Origin of the sequence: Aquabacterium sp., assembly GCF_049274795.1 — a bacterium.
Taxonomy (GTDB): Bacteria; Pseudomonadota; Gammaproteobacteria; order Burkholderiales; family Burkholderiaceae_C; genus Aquabacterium.
Map to the genome: position 1 here is coordinate 21,920 of NZ_JBASTH010000038.1, position 22,396 is coordinate 44,315.

The 22,396-nt window shown below is 67.2% G+C and carries 26 protein-coding genes, 1 other RNA gene and 1 pseudogene; 11 read left to right on the forward strand and 17 right to left on the reverse strand.

The genetic code is table 11. The features are described from left to right. Positions 1–5: 5 nt before the first annotated feature. From aroB to WAQ08_RS06085, 5 genes are all read right to left on the reverse strand, one after another. On the reverse strand, positions 6–1,127 hold the full coding sequence (gene aroB, locus WAQ08_RS06065; RefSeq protein ID WP_422189998.1) for a 3-dehydroquinate synthase: 1,122 nt from the start codon (positions 1,125–1,127) through the stop codon (positions 6–8). Positions 1,128–1,238: 111 nt separating this feature from the next. Further along, an RNA gene (gene ffs, locus WAQ08_RS06070) (signal recognition particle sRNA small type) lies at positions 1,239–1,337 on the reverse strand. 131 nt (positions 1,338–1,468) lie between these two features. Beyond that, on the reverse strand, positions 1,469–2,053 hold the full coding sequence (locus tag WAQ08_RS06075) for a chalcone isomerase family protein (RefSeq protein ID WP_422190000.1): 585 nt from the start codon (positions 2,051–2,053) through the stop codon (positions 1,469–1,471). A gap of 188 nt (positions 2,054–2,241) precedes the next feature. Next, positions 2,242–3,861 (reverse strand): methyl-accepting chemotaxis protein, encoded by a 1,620-nt coding sequence (locus WAQ08_RS06080; protein WP_422190002.1) that lies wholly within the window; start codon positions 3,859–3,861, stop codon positions 2,242–2,244. Positions 3,862–4,126: 265 nt separating this feature from the next. Next, positions 4,127–5,251 carry an AIR synthase related protein gene (locus tag WAQ08_RS06085; protein WP_422190004.1) on the reverse strand — a complete coding sequence of 375 codons (1,125 nt, stop codon included), beginning with the start codon at positions 5,249–5,251 and terminating at the stop codon, positions 4,127–4,129. A 111-nt stretch (positions 5,252–5,362) separates the two neighbouring features. On the opposite strand from WAQ08_RS06085, the gene WAQ08_RS06090 reads away from it, so the two are divergent. Further along, complete coding sequence (locus WAQ08_RS06090; RefSeq protein ID WP_422190006.1) at positions 5,363–5,728, forward strand: DMT family protein; 366 nt, start codon at positions 5,363–5,365, stop codon at positions 5,726–5,728. A 34-nt stretch (positions 5,729–5,762) separates the two neighbouring features. Here the strand turns inward: WAQ08_RS06090 and WAQ08_RS06095 are convergent, their stop codons facing one another. After that, complete coding sequence (locus WAQ08_RS06095; protein ID WP_422190008.1) at positions 5,763–6,281, reverse strand: hypothetical protein; 519 nt, start codon at positions 6,279–6,281, stop codon at positions 5,763–5,765. A 251-nt stretch (positions 6,282–6,532) separates the two neighbouring features. Here WAQ08_RS06095 and rpsP point away from each other — a divergent pair, with 251 nt between their 5' ends. From rpsP to WAQ08_RS06125, 6 genes are all read left to right on the forward strand, one after another. After that, positions 6,533–6,799 (forward strand): 30S ribosomal protein S16, encoded by a 267-nt coding sequence (gene rpsP / locus WAQ08_RS06100; RefSeq protein ID WP_422190010.1) that lies wholly within the window; start codon positions 6,533–6,535, stop codon positions 6,797–6,799. Between the two features lie 16 nt (positions 6,800–6,815). Further along, positions 6,816–7,529 carry a ribosome maturation factor RimM gene (gene rimM, locus WAQ08_RS06105; protein WP_422190012.1) on the forward strand — a complete coding sequence of 238 codons (714 nt, stop codon included), beginning with the start codon at positions 6,816–6,818 and terminating at the stop codon, positions 7,527–7,529. Between the two features lie 16 nt (positions 7,530–7,545). Further along, positions 7,546–8,325, forward strand: coding sequence for a tRNA (guanosine(37)-N1)-methyltransferase TrmD (gene trmD / locus WAQ08_RS06110; RefSeq protein ID WP_422190014.1), 780 nt, complete (start codon positions 7,546–7,548; stop codon positions 8,323–8,325). A gap of 75 nt (positions 8,326–8,400) precedes the next feature. Then, on the forward strand, positions 8,401–8,754 hold the full coding sequence (gene rplS, locus WAQ08_RS06115) for a 50S ribosomal protein L19 (protein WP_422190016.1): 354 nt from the start codon (positions 8,401–8,403) through the stop codon (positions 8,752–8,754). 173 nt (positions 8,755–8,927) lie between these two features. Beyond that, positions 8,928–9,647 (forward strand): CoA pyrophosphatase, encoded by a 720-nt coding sequence (locus tag WAQ08_RS06120; protein WP_422190018.1) that lies wholly within the window; start codon positions 8,928–8,930, stop codon positions 9,645–9,647. A gap of 34 nt (positions 9,648–9,681) precedes the next feature. Beyond that, the gene (locus WAQ08_RS06125; RefSeq protein ID WP_422190020.1) at positions 9,682–10,671 is read left to right on the forward strand and encodes a CobD/CbiB family protein; all 990 of its coding nucleotides are present in this window, start codon (positions 9,682–9,684) and stop codon (positions 10,669–10,671) included. Between the two features lie 10 nt (positions 10,672–10,681). Here the strand turns inward: WAQ08_RS06125 and WAQ08_RS06130 are convergent. Continuing rightward, positions 10,682–11,095, reverse strand: a pseudogene (locus WAQ08_RS06130) (PaaI family thioesterase). Positions 11,096–11,133: 38 nt separating this feature from the next. After that, complete coding sequence (locus WAQ08_RS06135; protein ID WP_422190022.1) at positions 11,134–11,574, reverse strand: hotdog fold domain-containing protein; 441 nt, start codon at positions 11,572–11,574, stop codon at positions 11,134–11,136. Positions 11,575–11,694: 120 nt separating this feature from the next. Here WAQ08_RS06135 and WAQ08_RS06140 point away from each other — a divergent pair, with 120 nt between their 5' ends. Further along, entirely contained in the window at positions 11,695–12,324 is a 630-nt protein-coding gene (locus WAQ08_RS06140) for a TetR/AcrR family transcriptional regulator (RefSeq protein WP_422190287.1), read from the forward strand. Positions 12,325–12,328: 4 nt separating this feature from the next. Here WAQ08_RS06140 and WAQ08_RS06145 read toward each other — a convergent pair whose 3' ends face one another. From WAQ08_RS06145 to WAQ08_RS06160, 4 genes are read right to left on the reverse strand one after another with little or no spacing between them, the layout of a single operon-like run. Next, positions 12,329–12,601, reverse strand: coding sequence for a hypothetical protein (locus WAQ08_RS06145; protein ID WP_422190024.1), 273 nt, complete (start codon positions 12,599–12,601; stop codon positions 12,329–12,331). A 49-nt stretch (positions 12,602–12,650) separates the two neighbouring features. Continuing rightward, positions 12,651–13,616, reverse strand: coding sequence for a ribosome small subunit-dependent GTPase A (rsgA, locus tag WAQ08_RS06150; RefSeq protein WP_422190026.1), 966 nt, complete (start codon positions 13,614–13,616; stop codon positions 12,651–12,653). Continuing rightward, the gene (locus WAQ08_RS06155) at positions 13,613–13,936 is read right to left on the reverse strand and encodes a 4a-hydroxytetrahydrobiopterin dehydratase (protein ID WP_422190028.1); all 324 of its coding nucleotides are present in this window, start codon (positions 13,934–13,936) and stop codon (positions 13,613–13,615) included. Before WAQ08_RS06155 ends, rsgA begins: the two co-directional genes overlap by 4 nt. Positions 13,937–13,982: 46 nt before the next feature. Then, complete coding sequence (locus WAQ08_RS06160; RefSeq protein WP_422190030.1) at positions 13,983–15,278, reverse strand: M48 family metallopeptidase; 1,296 nt, start codon at positions 15,276–15,278, stop codon at positions 13,983–13,985. Positions 15,279–15,352: 74 nt separating this feature from the next. Here WAQ08_RS06160 and orn point away from each other — a divergent pair, with 74 nt between their 5' ends. Further along, on the forward strand, positions 15,353–15,925 hold the full coding sequence (gene orn / locus WAQ08_RS06165) for an oligoribonuclease (RefSeq protein ID WP_422190032.1): 573 nt from the start codon (positions 15,353–15,355) through the stop codon (positions 15,923–15,925). Between the two features lie 50 nt (positions 15,926–15,975). Here orn and WAQ08_RS06170 read toward each other — a convergent pair whose 3' ends face one another. Together WAQ08_RS06170 and WAQ08_RS06175 are read right to left on the reverse strand one after the other, a co-directional pair. Beyond that, positions 15,976–17,376 carry a HAMP domain-containing sensor histidine kinase gene (locus tag WAQ08_RS06170; protein ID WP_422190034.1) on the reverse strand — a complete coding sequence of 467 codons (1,401 nt, stop codon included), beginning with the start codon at positions 17,374–17,376 and terminating at the stop codon, positions 15,976–15,978. Next, positions 17,348–18,097, reverse strand: coding sequence for a response regulator transcription factor (locus tag WAQ08_RS06175; protein WP_422190036.1), 750 nt, complete (start codon positions 18,095–18,097; stop codon positions 17,348–17,350). The genes WAQ08_RS06170 and WAQ08_RS06175 overlap by 29 nt, the downstream gene beginning before the upstream one ends. Positions 18,098–18,214: 117 nt before the next feature. Between WAQ08_RS06175 and WAQ08_RS06180 the strand changes: the two genes are divergently transcribed. Beyond that, entirely contained in the window at positions 18,215–18,640 is a 426-nt protein-coding gene (locus tag WAQ08_RS06180; protein WP_422190038.1) for a cupin domain-containing protein, read from the forward strand. Between the two features lie 81 nt (positions 18,641–18,721). On the opposite strand, the gene gluQRS is transcribed toward WAQ08_RS06180, so the two are convergent. Both gluQRS and WAQ08_RS06190 read right to left on the reverse strand, forming a co-directional pair. Continuing rightward, positions 18,722–19,696 (reverse strand): tRNA glutamyl-Q(34) synthetase GluQRS, encoded by a 975-nt coding sequence (gene gluQRS / locus WAQ08_RS06185; protein ID WP_422190040.1) that lies wholly within the window; start codon positions 19,694–19,696, stop codon positions 18,722–18,724. An 11-nt stretch (positions 19,697–19,707) separates the two neighbouring features. After that, positions 19,708–20,646: a LysR family transcriptional regulator gene (locus WAQ08_RS06190; RefSeq protein WP_422190042.1), complete on the reverse strand. Its 939-nt coding sequence runs from the start codon at positions 20,644–20,646 to the stop codon at positions 19,708–19,710. 140 nt (positions 20,647–20,786) lie between these two features. Between WAQ08_RS06190 and WAQ08_RS06195 the strand changes: the two genes are divergently transcribed. Beyond that, positions 20,787–21,512 (forward strand): pirin family protein, encoded by a 726-nt coding sequence (locus WAQ08_RS06195; protein ID WP_422190044.1) that lies wholly within the window; start codon positions 20,787–20,789, stop codon positions 21,510–21,512. 9 nt (positions 21,513–21,521) lie between these two features. On the opposite strand, the gene WAQ08_RS06200 is transcribed toward WAQ08_RS06195, so the two are convergent. After that, on the reverse strand, positions 21,522–22,376 hold the full coding sequence (locus WAQ08_RS06200; RefSeq protein ID WP_422190046.1) for a 23S rRNA (adenine(2030)-N(6))-methyltransferase RlmJ: 855 nt from the start codon (positions 22,374–22,376) through the stop codon (positions 21,522–21,524). Between the last annotated feature and the right edge of the window lie 20 nt (positions 22,377–22,396).

Consider the following 22,396-nt stretch of genomic DNA (forward strand, 5'->3'; position numbering starts at 1 on the left):
TCTGCTCAGGTGTGGGCGGCGATCACGTCGCGCACCACGCTGTCCGGCGCAGGCCGCATGCTGGCCTGGCCCAACGGGCCGATCACCACGAATCGGATCTCGCCGGCCTCGGCCTTCTTGTCGACCTGCATCAGTTCGATGTAGCGGTCGGCGCCCAGGGCCGGGCCGCGCACGGGCAGGCCGGTACGTTCGATCAGTACACGGATGCGCTGCGAGGTGGCTTCGTCGATCAGGCCCAGGCGGGCGGACAAGTCAGCCGCCATCACCATGCCGCAACCCACGGCCTCGCCATGCAGCCAGGCGCCGTAGCCCATGCCGGCCTCGATCGCGTGGCCGAAGGTGTGGCCGTAGTTCAGGATGGCGCGCAGGTTCGATTCCTTTTCGTCCTGGCCCACCACCCAGGCCTTGATCTCGCACGAGCGGCGAATGGCGTGGCGCAGGGCGGTGCGGTCGCGCGCCAGCAGCGCGTCCATGTTGGCTTCCAGCCAGGTCAGGAACTCGGCATCGGCGATGGGGCCGTACTTGATCACCTCGGCCAGGCCGGCCAGCAGTTCGGGCTGGGGCAGGGTGTCCAGCGTGACCAGGTCACAGACCACGCGCTGGGGCTGGTAGAAGGCCCCGATCATGTTCTTGCCGGCCGGGTGGTTGATGGCCGTCTTGCCGCCCACGCTGGAATCGACCTGGGCCAGCAAGGTGGTCGGCACCTGCACGAAGGGCACGCCGCGCATGTAGCAGGCGGCCGCGAAGCCGGTCATGTCGCCCACCACACCGCCGCCCAGGGCGTACAGCACGGTCTTGCGGTCAGCCGCTTGTTCGAGCAGTTCGGTGAAGATCTGGTTGAGTGCGGGCCAGTCCTTGTACTGCTCGCCATCGGGCAGCTCGGTGATCAGCACCTTCTTGTGGTGGCCGGCCAGGGCTTTTTGCAAGCGCGCAGCGTAGAGCGGCCCCACCGTGGTGTTGGTGACGATCAGCGCGGTGGAGGACTTGGGCAGGCCGGCGTAGGTGGCGGGCTCATCGAGCAGGCCCTCGCCGATCAGGATGTCGTAGCTGCGATCGCCCAGGTCGATGGGCACGGTGAGTGTGCCGGATCCGGAGGTGGGCGAAAGCTGCGCGGGGGTCGATGCCATGGAAACCTTGTGTGCCCGACCGCGCGCCTGGGGCGGTGCCCGGGCCGGTCAGACCCTGCGGTCCCTGGTGCCGCCACCCAGCGCGCGACGCGTGGGGCATCTGTTGAATAGGGTGACGAGCCTGAACCCCGGCACTGGTGGCTAACGGTTAGGGCTGCTTCGTTCCCGACCTGACCCGGTTGGCCGCGCCCCCATGCGGGGAGGCCCGTCACCCGTGATTGTAGGGCATGACGCAGGGCCCCGCAGAAAGCAGACGGCCCCGGCTGTCGTGAAACAGTCCGGGGCCGTGTGAAACCGCGCGCTGATGGCAGATGCAGGCAGCGCGCAGGCCTCAGGCGTGCTTACTTGGCTTCGCCCAGCAGTGCGGGCTTGAGCGTGGTGTCGGCGGGGCTGGCACCCAGCCAGATCTTCAGGATGGCGTTGTAGAAGGCCGGGTCGGGCAGGGCGCTGCCCACGGTCTTGCCGTTGACCTGGAACACGGTATTGCTGCCGTTCCAGTCGCCCAGGATGACGTCACCCTTCTTGAGGCCACCCACTTCCTGGAACAGATCGCCCAGCTTCACCAACTGGTTCACGAACTTGGCCTTCTCGTCCTTGTCCAGGTTCTTGTTGATGCCGGTCAGGAAGGCGTCGCCGAAGTCCTCGCCGCTCAGGTCGCGCAGCATCACGATCTTGAAGCGCTTGGGGCCTTGCAGCGCCAGGATGGCGTCGGTGGTGTTCTTCTTTTCGGGCAGGTACAGGCCCAGCACATAGACCTTGAAGATGGCCTTGACGCGGGTGCCGGCGCCGTTGAGCACCAGATTCTTGCCGGTGACCGTCATGCTGTCTTCCAGCTTGACGCCGTTGACCTCGACAGCCTGGGCGGGCAGGGCTGCGCCCAGGGCCAGGGCCGCAGCGGTCAGAACGGAAAGGGTGAAGTGCTTCATGGTTTGTCCTTGTCGTGTGTGGTCCGGGGAAACGGGCCATGCCTGGCCCGATGACGGGCGCCGATGTCGGGGCGCCCTGAGTGCATGCGTATTAAACGAGATACTTGCTGAATCGGAGGACAGCCCTGGGCATTTCCCCACCTGGGGTTTGCCCTGGTGAGCAGCCTTGGCTGCCCGCAGGCACCCCGTCAGGCCGGCAGGGCCGGCAGCCGGGGCTCCGCGTCGCTGTCGTACCCGCCGGCATCCTGCGGCGCTTCCAGGCTGGGCTCCAGCTTGAACACGCTCACCACCTGCGCGAGACCGGCGGCCTGGTTCTGCATGGATTCGGCGGCGGCGGCGGCCTGCTCCACCAGGGCGGCGTTCTGCTGCGTTACGCTGTCCATCTGCAGAATGCTGCGGTTCACGGCCTCGATGCCCTCGCTCTGCGAGCGGCTGGCCTCGGTGATCTCGCTGATGATGTTGCTCACGCGCTGAACGCTGGACACCACGTTTTGCATCGTGCTGCCGGCCTTGGTGACCAGTTGGCTGCCCAGTTCCACCTTCTCGACCGACTCGTTGATGAGGGTCTTGATCTCCTTGGCGGCCAGGGCCGAGCGCTGCGCCAGGGTGCGCACCTCGCCGGCCACCACGGCAAAGCCGCGGCCTTGTTCGCCGGCGCGGGCGGCTTCCACCGCGGCGTTCAGCGCCAGGATGTTGGTCTGGAAGGCGATGCCGTCGATCACGCCGATGATGTCGACGATCTTGCGCGACGAGGCATCGATCGACCCCATGGTGTCCACCACGCGCGAGACGACCTCGCCGCCTTGCGTAGCGATGGTGGAGGCTTCGCTCGCCAGATGGTTGGCCTGGCTGGCGTTGTCGGCGTTCTGGCGCACGATGCGGGTCAGCTCGGTCACCGCGCCTGAGGTCTGCTGCAGCGAGGCCGCCTGCTGCTCGGTGCGGATCGACAGGTCCGAGTTGCCCGAGGCGATCTCGGTGGAGGCCGAGGCAATCATCTCCGTGCCCTGGCGCACATTGCCCACGATGCCCTGCAGGCTGCGGTTCATGTGGTCCAGCGCCTGCATCAGCTGGCCGGTTTCGTCCTGGCTGCGCGTGACGATGGTGCTGGTCAGATCGCCCTTGGCCACCTGCTGCGCGATCTTCACTGCGCGGTTCAGCGGCAGGGTGATGCTGCGGGTGGCCAGCAGGGCCACGACCACGCTGATCAGCGCGGCGGCCACGGCCAGCCCCAAGATGAAGGCCATGGTGGCGCGGGCCTGCGTGGTCGATTGCTCGCCGGCCTGCTCCATGCTGCGGTTCTGCTGCTCGATCAGCGTGTCCAGCGATTCGAAGTACTTGGTCTGGGCCGATCGCACCGAGAACAGGAACTTCGTCATCGCGTCTTCCTTGAGGTTCTCGTTGATCAGCTTGACGAAGGAGGTCTGGCCCTTGAGCGCCCTGGCCCGCAGGTCTTCCATCTTCTTGAGCAACTCCTGGCCTTCGGCGTCCGTGATCAACTGCCGCAGCTTGGCCACGTTGGCTTCGTGGATCTTGTTGTACTTCTCGATGTTGGCCAGCTCGCCCTTGATCTGTCCCTCGTCGCTCATCACGAGGATGCTCAGCATGCTGCGCGACATCTCATTGAGGTCGGCCTTCATGTTGTTGGCGACCACGGTGCGCGGATAGGTGTTCTGCGTGAGCGACCCTACTTCGCTGCTGAGGCTCTGGATGCGCATCAAGGCCAGGCCGGCCAGCAGAATGAGCAGGGCGATGACCAAGCCGAAGCCGATGGTCAGTCGTTGTCCGATGCGGATGTTGCGGATGTTCATGCTTCAGTCTGTCGTGGGCACCCTGGGCACGGTCCTGGGGCGCGGTCGAACGAATGGAGAACCAACCGCGGTCGGGGCGAAGCCCTAACGGCGGTATTCGAAGTTATTTCGACGGCGAAATGACAAAACTGAATGCGGGAGGATCCCTTATCGGGTTTCAGGACACTTCGTGAAGTGGCTCACGATGTCATGCAAAAAGGGCCTCGAGCGGGCCCTTTTTGTTTCTATTCCGATCAACGATATCCGTTGACCGTATTTGAGATGTTTACCGAAGCTGCAGCTCGTCGCCTTCGAAGGCCACGCCCAGCGGCTCGATCACCACGCGCTTGGGGCCTTCTTCCACACGGCCGGCCACCCAGGCGTCGATGCCCAGGCCGCGCGAGATCTCGACCCCGCGCTCGGCCTGGTCGGCGGCCAGGTACAGCGCGAAGCCCGCGCCCATGTTCAGCGTGCCGTAGGCCTCGTGGTCGTCGAGCTGGCATTCGCGCTGCATGAAGTCCAGCACGGCGGTCTTGGGCGGCACCTGGGTGATGCGGTAGGTCAGGGTCTTGGCGTGGCGCATCAGCTTGCGCCAGCCGTGGCCCGTCACGTTGGCGCAGTAGTGCGGGGTGATGCCGGCCTGGGCCAGCGCTTCGGTCACGGGCGAGTACAGCACCGTGGGGGCCAGCAGGGCCTCGCCATAGGTCTGGCCATTGCCGATGTCCGTCAGGTAACCCTTGGGCAGACGCTCGGCCAGCTTGCGTGCCAGCGACAGGCCGTTGGCGTGGATGCCGCTGGCCGCCAGGAACACGATGGCGTCGCCCGCGCCCAGCTTGTCGCCCACCGACAGGCGGGTCTTGGGGCTGATGATGCCGGTGCACGATGCCGCCAGGTCCACGCGGCCATCGGCCACGATGCCGGCCAGCGCGGGGGTTTCGCCGCCACCCCAGGCCACCTGGCAGGTGTCGCAGGCCTTCTTCCAGCCGGCCACCAGGGCCTGGGAGCGCTGCGCGTCGTTGAACCAGTCGGAACCGCCAGCGGCCCAGTAAGCCTGCACCACCAGGGGCGTGGCGCCCACGGTGATCAGGTCGTTCACCGCCATGGCGATGGTGTCCTGCGCGATGCCGTCGTAGTAGCTCTTGCCCGTCAGCTTGGCCATCTCGTCGGCCACCAGGGTCTTGGTGCCCAGGCATTCCACGATGGAGGCCAGGTACATCGGGCCCACATCGACCACGTAGGCCGATTCACCGCGCGAGGCGCCCACTTCGCTGAAGCCGTGGCCACCCAGGTGCGCGCCCGTGGCGGCCGCCGCGCGCTGCGCCGCGATCTTCAGCGGGTCGATCAGGTCGTAGTTGACGCCGGCCTGGTCGTAGGTCAGCGGGGTGTTGGTCGGGGGCGTTGAAGAGCTCATGGGCGGGCGTTGGCGTGGGCGGCAGAAAATGGCCGGGTGCGCGGCAAAAGCGAGATTATCCGTTAGCTCGCCCGCCGTGGCATCTGTTCACACCCTCATCCGCCCTGCGTCATGAACATCCCATTGCTGTCCTCCCTGCCGATCCCCATGCAGACCGCCTTGCTGCTGGTGCTCTCCAACGTGTTCATGACCTTCGCCTGGTACGGGCACCTCAAGAACCTGGCCAGCAAGCCCTGGATCGTGGCGGCGCTGATCAGCTGGGGCATCGCGCTGTTCGAGTACCTGCTGCAGGTGCCGGCCAACCGCATCGGTGTTCAGCAGATGAGCGTGGGGCAACTCAAGATCATGCAGGAGGTGATCAGCCTGAGCGTGTTCGTGCCCTTCGCAGTGTTCTACCTGGGGCAGCCCTTCAAGCTGGATTACATCTGGGCGGCGCTGTGCCTGGTGGGGGCGGCGTATTTCATGTTCCGGACCTGAGGTTCTGAACTTGGCGGTGGCGGTGCCAGGAGGGTCATTGGCTGATCTTCAGCGCCTCTTCCACCTGGTACTCGAAGTAGCGCTGGCCCGAGAAGGCGATGGTGGCCATCAGCACGCCGGCGCCCAGGATCAGGGCCAGGATCACCGGGATCACGGCCCCCCAGCCGGCGGCAGGGGCATCGGCGCGGCCCGCCAGCGCCGGGTTGTGGCGGGCGTGCCAGCGTTCGTCGGGTGTCAGGCCGATCAGGATGGTCTGCAGCATGGCAGTGGCGAAGCTCAGGCCCAGCAGGGGCAGCAGCAGCCAGGCCAGGCGGTCGTCCTGGCCGAGCTGGTCCATGCGGTGCAGGCCCCACAGACCCAGCAGCGTGGGCAGCGGGTGCAGCCAGCCCCATACATCGCCCAGGCCGCCCAGGTAGAAGCGGTGCAGGCCCAGGGGGCCGCCCAGCAGGCCCAGCCAGGTGGCCAGCGTCTTGGAGCGGTAGGGGCGAGGTGCCGTGGCGGGCGCGGCGCCGAGGGCGGTGCTGGGGGCGGGGGAAGTGGGCGCGCTGTGCATGGTGGGTGCTGACAGGATTCTGATGATTCTGGGCAGACGTTTGCCACGGATGGCCTTGCCCGCTATAATGCGCGATTTCCCGGCTTGGGCATTCCTTTGAGGATGCACGTATCTAGTCAGGCCGGGAGGCTGGCGTTCAAGTTGAGGGCATTGTCATTCAGGGCATTGTTTTTGGCTTGGCGCCTCATGACGGTCCGTGCGCGAGTGTCTCCCCGTGTTGGCCGTCGCATCATCATCCTGAAGGACACATCATGGTCGTGATTCGACTGGCTCGTGGCGGTTCCAAGAAGCGCCCGTTTTTCAACATCGTCGCTGCTGACTCCCGTAACAGCCGTGATGGCCGTTTCCTGGAGCGCGTGGGCTTCTACAACCCCGTGGCTTCCGGCAAGGCTGAAGGCCTGCGCGTGGCGTTCGACCGCCTGGATCACTGGGTGAGCAACGGCGCTCAGGTGTCGCCCACCGTGGTTCGCCTGGTCAAGGAAGCCAAGGCCAAGGCTGCTGCCGCTCCCGCGGCCTAAAAGCCAAGCCTGATCGATGACCGAGCGCGCGGTGGCGTCCACGCAGGGACTGGTGCTGGCTGACGGCACCCCCTGGCCCGAAGATGCCATCGAGGTGGCCCGTGTCATCGACGCCTGGGGCGTGAAGGGCGGCATCAAGCTGCATCCCTTCTCGTCCGATCCCCAGGCCTTGTTCTGCACCAAGAAGTGGTTCGTGCAACCGGCGCTGCCTCAGGCAGGCGCCGTGCGCAAGCCTGGCGCGCCTGCGGGCGCTGCCGCTGGCGCCTCCTCGGCCGTTCCGGCTCGGAAAACTGCTCCTGCTACTGATGCCCGTACGCCGGCTCGCCTGAGCCAGCCGGCATTGCTGCGCGTCAAATCCGCCAAGGAGCAGGGCGATGTCATCGTGGCCACCATCGATGGCCTGGACGATCGCAATGGCGCTGAGGCCCTCAAGGGCGCGCGCGTGTTCGTGTCGCGTTCCGCCTTCCCGACGCCCGACAGCGACGACGAGTTCTACTGGATCGACCTGATCGGCCTGAACGTCGTCAACCGTGAAGGCCAGGCCCTGGGCACCGTGACCGATCTGCTCGACACCGGCCCGCACTGTGTGCTGCGTTGCGCGCTGCCGGCTGGCGAGGCGCCCAAGCCCGGTGATGCGGCCGAGCGCCTGATCCCCTTCGTGTCCGCCTACATCGACCGGGTCAGCCTGGCCGAGCGCCTGATCGTGGCCGACTGGGGCCTGGACTACTGAGTTCGGGCCGGGCGCCATGCGCTTCGACGTCATCACCCTGTTCCCGGAGATCTTCGAGCCTTTCGCCCGTGTGGGCGTGACGCGCCGTGCCTTCGAGAGCAAGGCCGTGGACGTGCGCCTGTGGCCGCTGCGCGATTTCACCGAAGACACCTACCGTCGCGTGGACGACCGCCCTTTTGGCGGTGGCCCGGGCATGGTGATGCTGGTCGAACCACTGGCGCGTGCCTTGTCGGCCATCCGCGCTGATCAAGATACCGCTGCCGGCCCGCGTCTGCCCGTGATCCTGTTCAGCCCGGCCGGCAAGCCGCTGACGCAGCCGCGTGTGGAGGCGCTGGCCGCTTCACCAGGCGCCGTGCTGTTGTGCGGCCGCTATGAGGGCGTCGACCAGCGTTTCATCGATGCGCATGTCGATGAAGAGATCAGCCTGGGTGACTACGTGCTGTCTGGCGGCGAGCTGCCCGCGCTCACGCTGATCGACGCGGTGGCCCGCCTGCAGCCCGGCGTGCTGCGCGATGCCGCCTCGCACCAGCAGGACAGCTTCTCCGATGGCTTGCTGGATTGCCCCCACTACAGCCGCCCCGAGGTGCTGGACGAAGCCTTGAGCGCGCAACTGCCCGGGGCGGATGCGGCCGTGCCGCCGGTGCTGATGTCGGGGCACCACGCGCAGATTGCTGCCTGGCGCCGCCAGCAGCAACTGTCCATCACCTGGCAACGCCGCCCTGAATTGATCGCGGCGGCACGCAGGGAAGGCCGTCTGTCAAAAGCAGATGAGCAATTCCTGAAGACTCTGCTATAATCTTCGGTTTCGCGATCCTCTGCCTGGCCAGGTTCTAACATTTTAGGCGCAAGCATGATCGTTTTAGGAGCATCCATGGACCTGATCCGTCAGCTCGAGCAAGAAGAAATTGCTCGCCTGAACAAAACCATCCCCGCGTTCGCCCCTGGCGACACCGTGATCGTCAACGTCAACGTGGTTGAAGGCACCCGCAAGCGAGTGCAGGCCTACGAAGGCGTCGTGATTGCCAAGCGCAACCGCGGCCTGAACTCCAGCTTCATCGTCCGCAAGATCTCCAGCGGCGAAGGCGTGGAGCGTACGTTCCAGCTGTACAGCCCCCTGATCGCCTCCATCGACGTCAAGCGTCGTGGTGACGTGCGTCGTGCCAAGCTGTACTACCTGCGTCAGCGCAGCGGCAAGTCGGCACGGATCAAAGAGAAGCTGGCCTAAGCCGTTCTCTCGTGCCTGGCAGCCCTTGCAGCCGCCACACGCAAAAACCGCCTCGGCATCCGCCCAGGCGGTTTTTTCATGCCCGGATTCCCGTGGCGCCAGGCCCCTACCGGGTGCTTTCACCGAGCCCTGCTGCCCATGCGGGATGGCGCCTTTGGCTACCATGGGAGCTTATGGCCTTGCCCCTGCCTTTCGACCCCCGCACTGCGGCCTTGCTGCCCCCGACGGAAGACCTGCCCCTGCTCGATCCGGCCCGCCTCACGCCCGAGGCGCTGCGTGAGCGCTTTGCCAACCCGCCCGAGTGGGAGGCCGACACCGAGGTCGAACGTTTCTGGCGAGCCGCGCAACCGGTGCCGGCTGCCGTGCTGGTGCCGCTGGTGATCCGCCAGGCGGCGGACGGCGGTGCGGCGGTCCTGTCAGTGCTGCTGACGCAGCGCACAGCCCACCTCAAGGCGCACGCCGGCCAGGTGAGCTTTCCTGGCGGGCGCAAGGATGAAGACGATGTCGATGCCCGCGCCACGGCCTTGCGCGAGGCGCAAGAAGAAGTGGGCCTGGCGCCTGAGCGGGTGGAGGTGATCGGCGAGTTGCCGCCCTACATCACCGGCACGGGCTTTGTCGTCACGCCGGTGGTGGGCCTGGTGCAGGCCCATGCTGACGAGGCCGTGGCCCTGGCGCTCACGCCCGAACCCTGTGAAGTGGCCGAGATCTTCGAGGTGCCGCTGGCCTTCCTGATGAACCCGGCCAACCACCAGCAGCGTTTGGCGCAGGCCGCTGGCCTGGACATGCGCTACTTCTCGATGCCCTGGCGCGCGCCGGGGCGTGACGAAGATCATTTCATCTGGGGCGCCACCGCTGCGATGTTGCGAAATCTGTACCGTTTCCTGGCGGCTTGAGGCGAGCGCCGGGCCACCCCGCTATGATCCGGGCATGAGTTTCTTCGCCGTGCTGTTCGCCCTGCTGATCGAACAGCTCAAGCCGCTGCCGAACAACAACCCCGTCCACCAGGGCCTGACGGCCTGGGTGCGCTGGGTGGGCCGCAATTTCGATGCGGGTGCGGCTGTGCACGCCCGCGTGGTGTGGGCCATCACCGTGGTGGCGCCGGCCCTGCTGATCGGCGTGGGCTACGTGGCCGTGAACCGCTACAGCACCGTGCTGGCGCTGGTGTGGGATGTGGTCGTGCTGTACCTCACGCTGGGTTTCCGCCAGTTCAGCCACCACTTCACCGCGATCCGCGATGCGCTGGACGAAGCCAAGGAAGACCGTGCGCGTGAACTGTTGGCCCAGTGGCGCCACGTGGACGCGAGCGACCTGCCGCGCCGCGAGCTGCTGCGCCATGTGATCGAGTATTCGCTGCTGGCCGCGCACCGCCACGTGTTCGGCGTGTTCTTCTGGTTCGTGGCGCTGTCCACCGTGGGCCTGGGCCCGATGGGCGCGGTGATGTACCGCATGGCCGAGTTCACCAGCCGCTATTGGGCCTACCGCAGCCATGTCACTGGCGCGGCCACGCATGATCAACTGCGCATCCTGTCCGGCAAGCTCTTCGACCTGATCGATTTTGTGCCTTCGCGCCTCACCGCCTTCGGCTTTGCCGTGGTGGGCAACTTCGAAGAGGCGATCGAATCCTGGCGGCGTTACGCCAACCTGTGGGCCCAGCCCAATGAAGGCGTCATCCTGTCGGCTGCGGCTGGCGCGGTGGGGGTTCAGTTGGGTGGCCTGTCGGCGCCTGCTGCGGGCCAGGACGTGTCCCGTACCCTCAGCGAGGGTGACAGCGCCGAGGCTGCTGCGGCTGTGGGCAGCACCGCTGGTGTACTGCCGCAGATGGACCACCTGCGCAACGTGGTGGCCCTGATCTGGCGTTCGGTGGTGCTGTGGATGCTGCTGCTGGCGCTGCTGTCGCTGGCCAACCTGATCGGTTGATCCAGGCGGCTCAGCCACCCACCTTGGCGATGGTGCCCTGCGCAGTGGCGCAGAGTTTCTCGGTGCCATCTTCCAGCACGCTGAAGACATCGCAACGGCAGGTGGCCAGGCTCTTGCCCGCCTAGAGCACTTCGGCCCGCGCCACCAGGGTGCTGCCCACGCCAGGGCGCACATAGTTGATCTTGTACTCTGCCGTGAGCACACCGATGCCCATGGCGGCACCGCCTGCGTAGGTCAAGGCGTTGTCGGCCAGGTAGCTGACAACGCCGCCGTGCGCGAAACCGTTCTGCTGCAGCAGTTCAGGGCGCAGGGGCAGGCGCAGCTCGACCCCGTCGGGGCCGTAGGCCGTCATCTCGGTGCCGAGCAGGCGGCTGAAGCCTTGGGTGGCCAAGATCTCCCGGCCGATGGCGAGCATGTCGGACATGGTGTGGTCTCCAGTGCCGGTGGGCCGCTCAAGAAGGCTCAGGCCGCCTTGATGTTCATCGTGATGCGGGCGTGGAAGACCTTGGTGCCCTGCTCGTCGAAGATGTCCACGGGCACTTCGTGGTCGCCAGGCTCGGTCCAGGGCACGTTGCTGCCATCGGCCACGGCGCGCACGCCGGTCTTGGCCTTGGCCAGGTACTGCATCGTCATGCCCTTGGGGATCCAGCGGTGGCCGGCGGGGATGGAGGCGTCTGTCATGGTGCCGGCGACCAGTTCGGCCGCGTTGCACAGCGCGATGGCGTGCACGGTGCCCAGGTGGTTGGTGATCTCTCGGCGGAAGGGCACGGTGGCCTCGGCGCGACCGGCGCGCAACTCGGTGAAGCTGGGCGTGATGGTGCTGAAGTAGGGCGCGAACTGGCAGACGGCGGCGGTGAACTGTTCGGCGCCGGCGCTGTTGTACAGGGCGAGAAGCTGGCTCATGGGAAGGCTTTCAAGATCCAGGGATCTGCTGGACCTCGATTGGTTAAAAGAATAATATTCTGGAATATTATTCGGCATCAAATACAGATCCATGAACCAGTCGTGCGTGAGGTGTGGTCGATGAACGCGGGCGTGTCCGCAGTGCTGGAGCGTGCCTACCCGGGCGCGCGGGCGCAGCTCAAGCGCCGCATCCTGGGCGGGGCGCTGGCCTGTTTCAACGAGCACGGCATCGAGCCCACCACCATCGAGATGCTCAAGGAGCGCTGCGATGCCAGCGTGGGCAACCTGTACCACCACTTCGGCAGCAAGGAAGGGTTGGTGGCGGCGCTGTTCTTCGCGGCGATGGACGACCAGGCGGCGCTGCGCGAGCAGGGGCTGTCCAAGGCCGAGAGCCTGAAGGACGGCGTGGCCACGCTGGTCTACAGCTATGTGGACTGGGTGGTGGCGCAGCCGGAACTGGCGCGCTATGTGTTCCAGGCGCGCTCGGCTGTGGCCAAGGGGCCGCACGGGGCGGAGTTGCAGCAGCGCAATCGCCAGGTGGGCAAGGCGCTGATGGCCTGGTTCATGCAGCCGGAGCGGGTGGCGCAGCTGCGCGAGTGGCCAGCAGAGCTGTTCCCGTCGCTGATCATCGGGCAGGCGGAGAACTACTGCCGCGCCTGGCTGTCAGGGCGGGTGAAATCGTCGCCGATGCAGTACCGGGAGATGCTGGCAGAGGCGGCCTGGAGTTCGGTGGCGCGGCCCGAAGTTTGACGGCTCAGTGCGCGCCCAAGGCCCGTGCCTTGTGCAGCCAATCGCGCAGGGCGCTCAGCATGTCCGCCTGGCTGAAGGAGCAGCTTTCTTCCGTGAACAGAGCGCTCGATTCCAACTGGCTCAGCACGCGGTCCAGCACGTCCAGGTAGCGCGCGGGCAAGGTGGGTTGATGCTGCCGTGCGGCTTCGCGCCACTGTGTGGCCAGTTCGTGCAGCCCCAGCCGGCCCTGGCTGAAGGCATCGAGCGAAGGTTCCAGGGCAGAGAGATGGTCGCTCATGACGTCGGTCCTGATGGGGCTTGGGGGGCTTTCGGAGGTGCTTTGGAGCTTACCAGCGCGGCTGGCTCAGTTCGTCGAACAGGGCGGTGTACAGGCTCAGGCGCATGGGGCTGATCTGGCCCTGCGCCACGGCGGCCTGTACGGCGCAGCCCGGCTCCTGCCGGTGCGTGCAGTTGTGGAAGCGGCAGTCGTTCATGTGCGCGGCGATGTCGGGCATCAGCCGCTGCAGCTCGGTCGGCTCGATGTGGTGCAGGCCGAACTCCTGGAAGCCCGGCGAATCGATCACGGCGCTGCTGCGCGCCTCGTCCAGCCAGTACCAGAGGCTGGAGGTGGTGGTGTGCCGCCCTGAGTTCAGCGCTTGCGAGATCTCGCCCACCTCGGCGCGGGCGTTGGGCAGCAGGGTGTTGATCAGCGTGCTCTTGCCGGCGCCCGAGGGGCCCAGCACCAGCGTGGCCTTGCCGTCCAGCAACGGGGCCATCTGGGTGCGTGCGGCATCGGTTTCCTGCTTGAGCGATAGCTCGACCACCGGGTAGCCCATGGCCTTGTACGGTGCCAGTCGCTCGCGCGCGGTGGGGGTGCCCGGCAGGTCGATCTTGTTGAGCACGATGGTGGCCGGGATGTCGGCCGATCGGGCGGCGATCAGGGCGCGCGTGAGCTGCGCTTCGCTGAACACGGGCTCCACGGCGATCCACATCAGCAACTGGTCCAGGTTGGCCGCGAAGGACTTGCTGCGCCATTCGTCCTGGCGGTAAAGCAGGTTGCGGCGCTCGGCCACGGCGACGATCACGCCTTCGTCGCCACCCTCCAGCGTGTGCTGCCAGCGCACGCGGTCACCGACCACGGCCTCGCTCTTCTTGCCGCGCGGGTGGCAGATCAGACGGCTGCCGTCAGCGACTTCAACCACGACATGGCGGCCGTGGGTGGCCACGACCAGACCTTCTTCACCGACCTCGGCGCCGGCGCCCTTGGCGCCTTTGGCCCGGCCGCCACGGCCTGCTGCGCTCGCGCGCTTCATGAGGCGAGGGTGTCCACGCGGGCGGCGCAGATGAAATCGTTGATCGACAGGCCGTTCACGGAGTGTGTGTTCCAGCGCAGGGTGCACTGGTTGTAGCTCACGGCCATGTCGGGGTGGTGGTCCTGCTCGTTGGCGATCCAGGCCACGGCGTTGACGAAGGCCATGGTGTGGCGGAAATCCGCGAACTTGAAACGCTGCTGCAGCGCGCCGTCGATCACAGCCCAGCCCTGGACCTGCTGCAGCAGGGCGGCCAGTTCGGCCGGGCTCAGGGGCTGGCCGGCCTGGTGCTGGCAGCGCTGGAGGTGCAGGGGCGTGCTCATGGCTTGAACGACAGCAGGAACGGCGTGGGCAGCGACATCAGAGGCATCAAGGGATCAAGGCTGGCTGGGTGCGCAGTGCCGCCAGGCGCTCGGAGGCCGGCGGGTGCGAGTAGTAGAAGCGCACGTACAGCGGATCGGGGGTCAGCGTGGAGGCATTGTCGTCGTAAAGCTTGACGAGCGCACGGGCCAGGTCGCTGCCCTGGGCGTGGGCGCAGGCGTAGGCGTCGGCCTGGAACTCGTCGCGGCGCGAGAAGGTGGCCATCAGCGGCGCGGCGAAGAAGCCCACCAGCGGCACGACCATCATGAAGAGCAGCAGGGCCAGGGCGTCGTTGGGCGCATCCAGGTTGGGGCGCACGCCCAGGCCGACGTAGAAGCCCAGTTGCTGCGACAGCCAGCCCAGCAGCGCGAAGGCGCCCAGGCTGATGGCGAACAGACTGATCATGCGCTTGAGCACGTGCTTGTGCTTGAAGTGGCCCAGCTCGTGCGCCAGCACGGCCTCGACCTCGCCGGGGTTCAGGCGCGCCAGCAGCGTGTCGAAGAAGACCACGCGCTTGGCCGCGCCCAGGCCGGTGAAGTAGGCGTTGCCGTGGGCAGAGCGGCGGCTGCCGTCCATCACGAACAGGCCTTTGGAGGCGAAGCCGCAGCGCTGCATCAGGCCTTCCACGCGGGATTTCAGGGCCTCGTCCTGCAGGGGCTGGAACTTGTTGAACAGTGGCGCGATGAGGGTGGGGAAGATCACCATCATCAGGAGGGAAAAGCCCGTCCAGGCGCACCAGGCCCACAGCCACCACAGGCTGCCGGCCGCGCCCATCAGCCACAGGATCAGGGCGGCGATGGGGCCGCCGATGGCCACGCCCAGCAGCGTGCCCTTGACCTGGTCGCCCAGCCAGAGCTTGAGCGTCATGCGGTTGAAGCCATGGCGCTGCTCCAGGCGGAAGGTGTTCCACAGCTCCAGCGGCAGCTCGATCACGGCGCTGATGACGGAAAACGCGGCCAGCAGGGCCAACTGGTAACCCAGCGGGCCCAGGCTCGGCAGCCAGGCCTCGACCAGCCAGGCGTTCAGGGCATCCAGCCCGCCCAGCAGCGTCCAGCCCAGCAGCACGGCCGAGCTCACGGCGGTGGCCACCATGCCGAAGCGCAGCTTGGCGATGGTGTAGTCGGCGGCGCGCTGGTGGCTTTCCAGCGTGATGGTGTCCGCGAAGGGGGCGGGCACCTGGGCGCGGTGCTGCGCCACATGGCGCACCTGGCGGCTGGCCAGCCAGAACTTGACCAGCAAAGAGGCCACCAGCAACAGGGCCAATGCCAGGGTGACGGCGTCTGCGGGAACAATAGGGGTGTTCATAGGGCGCAAGTGTACGGTCCGCCCCAGCCCGCCTGCGCCACAATCGGGGGTAGGCTAGTCACTATCGAGGTTTCATGAGCACCCCCCAATCCACCACCACCCTGGCCCCCAGCGAGCACAACCTGATCTGGATCGATCTGGAGATGACGGGGCTCAAGCCGGAAAGCGACCGCATCATCGAGATCGCCGTGGTGGTGACCGATCCGCACCTGAACGTGCGCGTGGAAGGCCCCGTGCTGGCCGTGCACCAGTCCAACGAGACGCTGGACAAGATGGACGCCTGGAACAAGGGCACGCACGGCAAGAGCGGCCTGATCGACCGGGTCAAGGCCTCTACCGTCGGTGAGGCGGAGGCCGAGCAGCAGGTGATCGAGTTCCTCAAGAAGTACGTAGGCGCCAATAAGTCGCCCATGTGCGGCAACTCCATCTGCCAGGACCGCCGCTTCCTGGCCAACTACATGCCCAAGCTGGAAGCCTTCTTCCACTACCGCAACCTGGATGTCAGCACGCTCAAGGAGCTGGCACGCCGCTGGAAGCCGGGCCTGAGCGAAGGCTTCAAGAAGGCGCAGAAGCACACTGCGCTGGCCGACATCCACGAGTCGATCGAAGAGCTGGTGTACTACCGCGAGCACTTCCTCGTGAAATGACGCGGGTGAGGTGAGCCGCCGCCTGCGTCGGCAGGCGGGGTGATCAGGCCTCAGGCCGGGCGCAGCAGCAGCTTGGCGTGCAGGCCGTGGCCGTTGGCCGCCGGGCTGACCAGATCCAGCGTGCCGCCCATCTGCCGCGCGATGGCGCTGACGATGGCCAGGCCCAGGCCGTGGCCGGGCGAGGGGCTTTCGCCGCGCTCGAAGGGTTGGCGCACGGTGTCCAGCCTGTCCGGCGGGATGCCGGGGCCTTCATCAAGCACTTCGATGGAGGGCAGCGGCGTGATGCGCACGGTGACCTGCTGCGTCTCGCCGCTGTGCAGCAAGGCGTTCTCGATCAGGTTGCGCAGGGCGATGCCCAGGGCGTCCAGGTCGCCCTGCACCATCACGCTTTCGTTGGCGATGGTGTCGCCCGTCTGTTCATCAGATGCGGCCGTGGGCAGCTCCAGGTGCAGGCGGGCCTGCTGCTCGGGCTGATTGAACTCTTCCAGCACCAGTTGGGCCACGTCGATCAGGTCGACCGGTTCGGTGTGCTGGCCCACGCCGGCATCCGCGCGTGAGAGCTGCAGCAGCTTGACGCACAGGTGGTGCAGGCGGGTGAGTTGGCGCCCCAGGGTGTCGATGCGCTGCAGCATGGCGGTGCGCTCGTCGCCCTGCATGGTGACGCTGTGGGTGAACTCGTGCACCAGGCGCTGCAGCTGGGCCTGGGCGGCGGCGATGGGGGTGCGCAGCTCGTGCGCGCTGTTGGCCGCGAAGGCGCGTTCGGCCTGGCGCACCTGCATCAGGCGCTCGAACAGCTGGTTCAGGCCTTCGGCCAAGGGGGTCAGCTCGCGCGGCAGGCCGGTCACGGCCACGGGGTCGAGCTCACCGCGGTCGCGGGCGCGCAGATCCTGGTTGAGGTCATCCAGGCGGCGGAACACCCGGCGCAGCATCCACGTGAGCGTGAGCGCAGTCAGGGGCAGCAGGGCCAGCAGCGGCAGCAGCAGGGCCTGGGCACCGCTGAGCAGGGCCTCGAGCCGGTCATGCATGGGCGCGGCCACCACGGCGATGCGGTCCAGGTGCGGGGCGGGGAGCACCACGATGTGCCAGTCACCTTCGCTGATTGACAGGTGTTTGGCCAGGGGCGCCAGGGGCTTGTCAGGGGCCTGCTGGGTGCGCCAGACCAGGCGGCCATCCTTGGCGTAGACCTGCATCAGCATGGCCTGGTTGTGCGAGATGGCCGGGTGCGGCAGCACGATGGTGCTGTCGGTGGAAGGCGGCGTGGGCAGCAGCAGCAGCGTGGTGGCGATCTCTTCCTGCGCCGTGTCCAGCACGCGGTTGGTCTCCTTCCACTGGGCGTACAGCGCCAGGCCGGAGCCCAGCAGCCACAGCCCGGTCATCGCGGCGAGCAGGCGGTTGCGAAGCCGCCGCTCGAGGCTCCAGCCTTCAGAGGTCCAGTCGGTAGCCCAGGCCACGGTGCGTGCTGATCAGTTCGGTTCCCAGTTTGCGGCGCAGGCGGCTGATGATGACTTCCATGGAGTTGCTCTCGGCCTCGATGCGGCCGGGCTGGAACAGCGCCGTGCGGATCTGCTGGCGCGACAGCGTGTGGCCGGGGCGCGCGGCCAGGCAGGACAGCAGCGACCACTCCATCGCGGTGAGCGTGACCTGCTGGCCATCGAGGCGGGCCACCTTGTTCTCGAAATCGAGCGCGACGCGGTTGGTGCGCAGCACGGGCGCCTGGCTCAGGCCGACACGGCGGCTGACGGCCTCCATGCGGGCGACCATCTCGTCCAGATCGAAAGGCTTGACGAGGTAGTCGTCGGCGCCGGCTTGCAGGCCCTTGATGCGGTCGCTGATCTGGTCACGGGCGGTGAGCATCAGCACGGGGCGGCGATCACCACGGGCGCGCCAGTTCTTGAGCAGCTCGATGCCATCGCCATCGGGCAGGCGCAGGTCCAGCAGGGCCAACTCGATGTCGGGCTGGGTCATGGCGCGGTCGGCCTGTTCGCAGGTCTTGAGCCAGCTCACGGTGTGGCCCTGGGCTTCCAGGTGTTCGGCCACGGCCTGGCCAAGGTCGATGTCGTCTTCGAGCAGGAGCAGGTGCATGGGGGTGACTTGCGTGCGGGCCAGCGGCTGAGGGGCGCTGGCGAGGCCCGTGGTTGGGATTGTCATCACTTCGAAGGGGTGTTGGTTCATGCCCCGTTCATGCCAGGGTGTTGCGCCATCGGGCAGTGCGGTGCTGCTAGAGTGCGCGGTTTCGCGCCGTGGCGGGCCTGGATCGGGCTCATGGCGTTTGGTGTGGACGGGTGTGAAATGAGTTCCCTCTCGACAACAACGCCGCAGGACGGCGATCGGCTGACACAGCCCCCGCAGGCGCGGGAAGCGTCGCGCATCGTGAGATTCGATGTGCCCTTGTCGGCCCCCGCCATCGACCAGCCGCGCGAGGATCGGCGTGAGGTGGGATGCCCCACGCGCGAGACCTGGACGCTGTATGAATCCGGCCCGGATGGGGTGGCTGCCGGCATCTGGATCTGCGAGGTCGGACGCTGGCGAATCGCCTTTGCGCCCCGTAAACACGAGTATTTCTTCGTGCTGGAGGGGCGTTTGCGCTTGCATGACCAGGCGGGCGGCGTGACCGAGGTGGTGGCCGGCCAGGGCGCCGTGATCCCGGGTGGATTCGAGGGCGCGTTCGAAGTGCTGGAGCCTGTGCGCAAGCACTTCGTGGTGGTCGAGCGCTGAGGTTTTTGAGGTCGGGCTTTGGCTGAACGAAGCTGAATGATCCGGGGCGATCTGAGTGGGTCCGTCAGGCCGTGTTCATGTTCAAGGCTGCCATGGCCAGGCCTTGATGGCTTGGGCGAGCCATTCGGCCGGCGTTGGCGCATCGAGCGGCGGCAGGCCCAGTGCACCACCCGCGTCACGCAGGGCTTGTAGCACCAGGGCGGGGGTGGATGTGTCGAGCGCTGGCGCACCGTGCTGCTTGGACAGCTTCTCGCCACGCGCATCCAGCACCAGGGGCGTGTGCAGGTAGCTGGGCGTGGGGGCGCCCAGCAGGCGCTGCAGCCATTGCTGGCGCGGCGTGTTGTCGGCCAGATCCTCTCCGCGCACGATGTCCGTGATGCCTTGTTCGGCGTCATCTACCACCACGGCCAGTTGGTAGGCCCACAGGCCGTCGGCGCGACGCACGACGAAATCGCCGACTTCGGTGTCCAGGGCCTGTTGCTGATCGCCCAGGCGGCGGTCATGCCAGGGCCAAAGCGCTTGTGGGCCTTGCGGCACGGCGACACGCCAGGCGCGGGCGGGCCGGCCTTTCAGCCCATCCAGCCCTGGCGCGGCGGGGCGGCAGGTGCCGGGGTAGACCAGTTCGCCATGGCGTGGCTTGATCCAGCCCAGGCGGGTATGTTCGGCGGCGATCTCGGCACGGGTGCAGGCACAGGGGTAGGCGTGGCCAGCGGCGGCCAACCAGTCCAGCGCGTGCTGGTAGGCCGCGTTGCGCTGGCTCTGGTAGATCACCTCGCCCTCCGCATGCAGGCCGCAATCGGCCAGTTGCTGCAGGATGATCCGGTCGGCACCGGGCTGGCAGCGGGGCGGGTCGATGTCTTCGATGCGCACCAGCCACTGGCCGCCATGGGCGCGGGCATCCAGCCAGCTGGCCAGTGCGGCCACCAGCGAGCCGGCGTGCAGCGGGCCGGTGGGCGAGGGCGCGAAGCGGCCGATGTAGCGCGCGCTGGTCTGTGGCAGGTCTGTGGCAGCTTGCGCGGGGGCGGTCATGAGGGCCATGTCGGGGGTGTCTGGCATGCCCTGTGCGCTCAACTCAGGCAGGGCACGCTCAGCAGGGCGGCGCGCGTGGTCGGGCTGCCCAACTGGCTCAGCCACCAGGCCAGGGCCTTGCCCGGCTGCTGGCTGGCCTGGCGCCAGGCGTAGTGCGCCCGGATCACGCGCGGCGGCTGGGCCACTTCCTTGCGCTGCAGGCGGCCGGCCTCCGCATCGGGCAGCACCATGTAATCGGGCAGGAAGCCGCAGCCCAGGCCGCGCCGCAGGGCTTCGAGCTTGTCGCCCATGGTCGAGACGGTCAGCACATCTTGCCCCGGCAGGATGCCGACGGTGACGGTTTCCGAATGGCGGGTGGTGTCGGCCACGGCGATCACGCGGTGCGCGGTGAGCTCGGCCGCGCTGATCGGCTCGCTCTGCCGGGCCAGCGGGTGGAAGGGGGCCACTACGAAGACGAACTCGACATCGCCCAGCGTGTCCATGTGGATGTCGCTGATGCCGGGGCGGCCGGCTGTGACGCCCAGGGCCAGATCGGCGTGGCCGGAGGCCAGGGCCTCCCAGGTGCCGGTCAGCACTTCGTCGCGGATCTTCAGGCGGGTGGGCGGCGAGGTCTCATGGAAGGCCTGCACCAGGTCGAACAAGGGGCCGTGGCTCACGATGCCATCGACGGCGATGGTGAGCTGCGTCTCCCAGCCGGAGGCCACGCGCTGCACGCGGTTGGCCACGGCGTCCATCTGGGCCAGCAGGCGGCGGCCTTCGTTGAGCAGTTCCTCGCCGGCGGCGGTGAACTGGGCCTGGCGCGAGCGGCGGTCGAAGAGCAGCACGTCCAGCGCGTCTTCCAGCTGGCGCACGCTGTAGGTCAGGGCGGAGGGCACCTTGCCCAACTCGCGCGCGGCGGCGGCGAAGCTGCCCGTGCGCTCGATGGTGTCCATCATCTCCAGGGCTTCCGGGGTCAGCACGTGGCGGCGGTGGCTCATGGGAGCCGGCGTCCTTCCGAAGGGTTCATGCGGGATTCAAATTAATCGAATGATGCCATCAGCGGTGTGCGATGGTGGGCCGCGCTGCGGCTCCTACAGTGAATCCATCGAGATTGACCGCACACGATGAGGAGCCGCGCATGAAAACCCTGCGACGCAGCGAGGACCGGGGCCAGGCCGACCACGGCTGGCTGTTCGCCCAGCACAGCTTTTCGTTCGCCGAGTACCGTGACCCCAAGCACATGGGCTTCGGGCCCCTGCGCGTGATCAACGAGGACCGCTTCGCGCCCGGCCGGGGCTTCGGCATGCACGGCCACCGCGACATGGAGATCCTGACCTACGTGCTGGAAGGGCAGCTGGCGCACAAGGACAGCCTGGGCCATGGCACCACCATCCGCCCGGGCGACGTGCAGCGCATGAGCGCGGGCACGGGCATCCAGCACAGCGAGATCAACCCCAGCCTGTACGACGAGCTGCACCTGCTGCAGATCTGGATCCTGCCCAGTGCATTGGGTGTGAAGCCCGGCTACGCGCAGCAGCACTTCAGTGCCGAGGACAAGCGCGGGCGCCTGCGCCTGGTGGCATCACCCGATAGCGCCGAGGGCTCGGTGAGCCTGCACGCCGATGCACGCCTGTACGCGGGCCTGTTCGATGGCGACGAGACCGCGAAGCTGGCGCTGGCGCCGGGCCGCAAGGCCTATGTGCAGATCGCCCGGGGCCGCATCACCGCCAATGGCGAGGTGCTGGACCAGGGCGATGCGCTGATGCTGGAGGATGAAGGCCTGCTGACCCTGTCCGAAGGGCAGAGGGCTGAGGTGCTGGTGTTTGACCTTGGTGAGGCCGACCCGTCAGCCCGCGAGATCTGAAGACGCCGCTTACTTGACGTCCGACTCCAGCACGTACGCCGAATGGTCATCGATGCCGATGTTCTCCACCATCCAGGGCAGGGCCTCGGCCAGCGTCTCGTACAGCGTCCATGGCGGGTTGACGATGAACATGCCGCTGCCGTTGAGGCCCAGGCCGTCGCGGCTGTTGGCCTTGACGCGCAGGCTGGCGTGCAGCCATTTGCCGGGTGCCAGGCGTTTGAGCTGGTCGGGCAGCAGATCGGATTCACGCCGTGCCACGATGGGGTACCACACTGCGTATACGCCGGTCGGGAAGCGCGCCAGCGCCTCCTTCAGGGTGCTGATGACGCGCCGGTAGTCGTCCTTCATCTCATAGGGCGGGTCGATGTGCACCAGCCCGCGCTTGGGCGGCGGCGGCAGAATGCCCTTGAGGCCCGCGAAGCCATCGGCCACCTCGATGCTGACGCCGCGCTTCACGTCCGCGAAGTGCGCCTTGAGGGCGCGGCTCTCGGTGGGGTGCAGCTCGTACATGCGCAGGTGGTCGCGGGGGCGCAGCATCTGCGCGGCCAGTTGCGGCGAGCCGGGGTACCAGCGCAGGTCGTCGCCTTCGTTGCAGACCTCGATCTGCTCGATCAGGTCCTGCAGGGCGCGTGGCAGGGCTGGGTCCGAGCGGGAGGCCCAGACCTTGTGGATGCCGCCCTTGGCCTCGCCGCTCTTGGCCGCGTAGCCGGCGGCCAGGTCGTACAGGCCTCCGCCCGCGTGGGTGTCGACGACCCAGAAGGGCGTGTCTTTCTGCGTGAGGTGCTCCAGGAGCTGCACCAGCACCGTGTGTTTGAGCACGTCGGCGTGGTTGCCGGCGTGAAAGCCGTGTCGATAACTGAACATGCCGCAAGGGTAACCGCGAA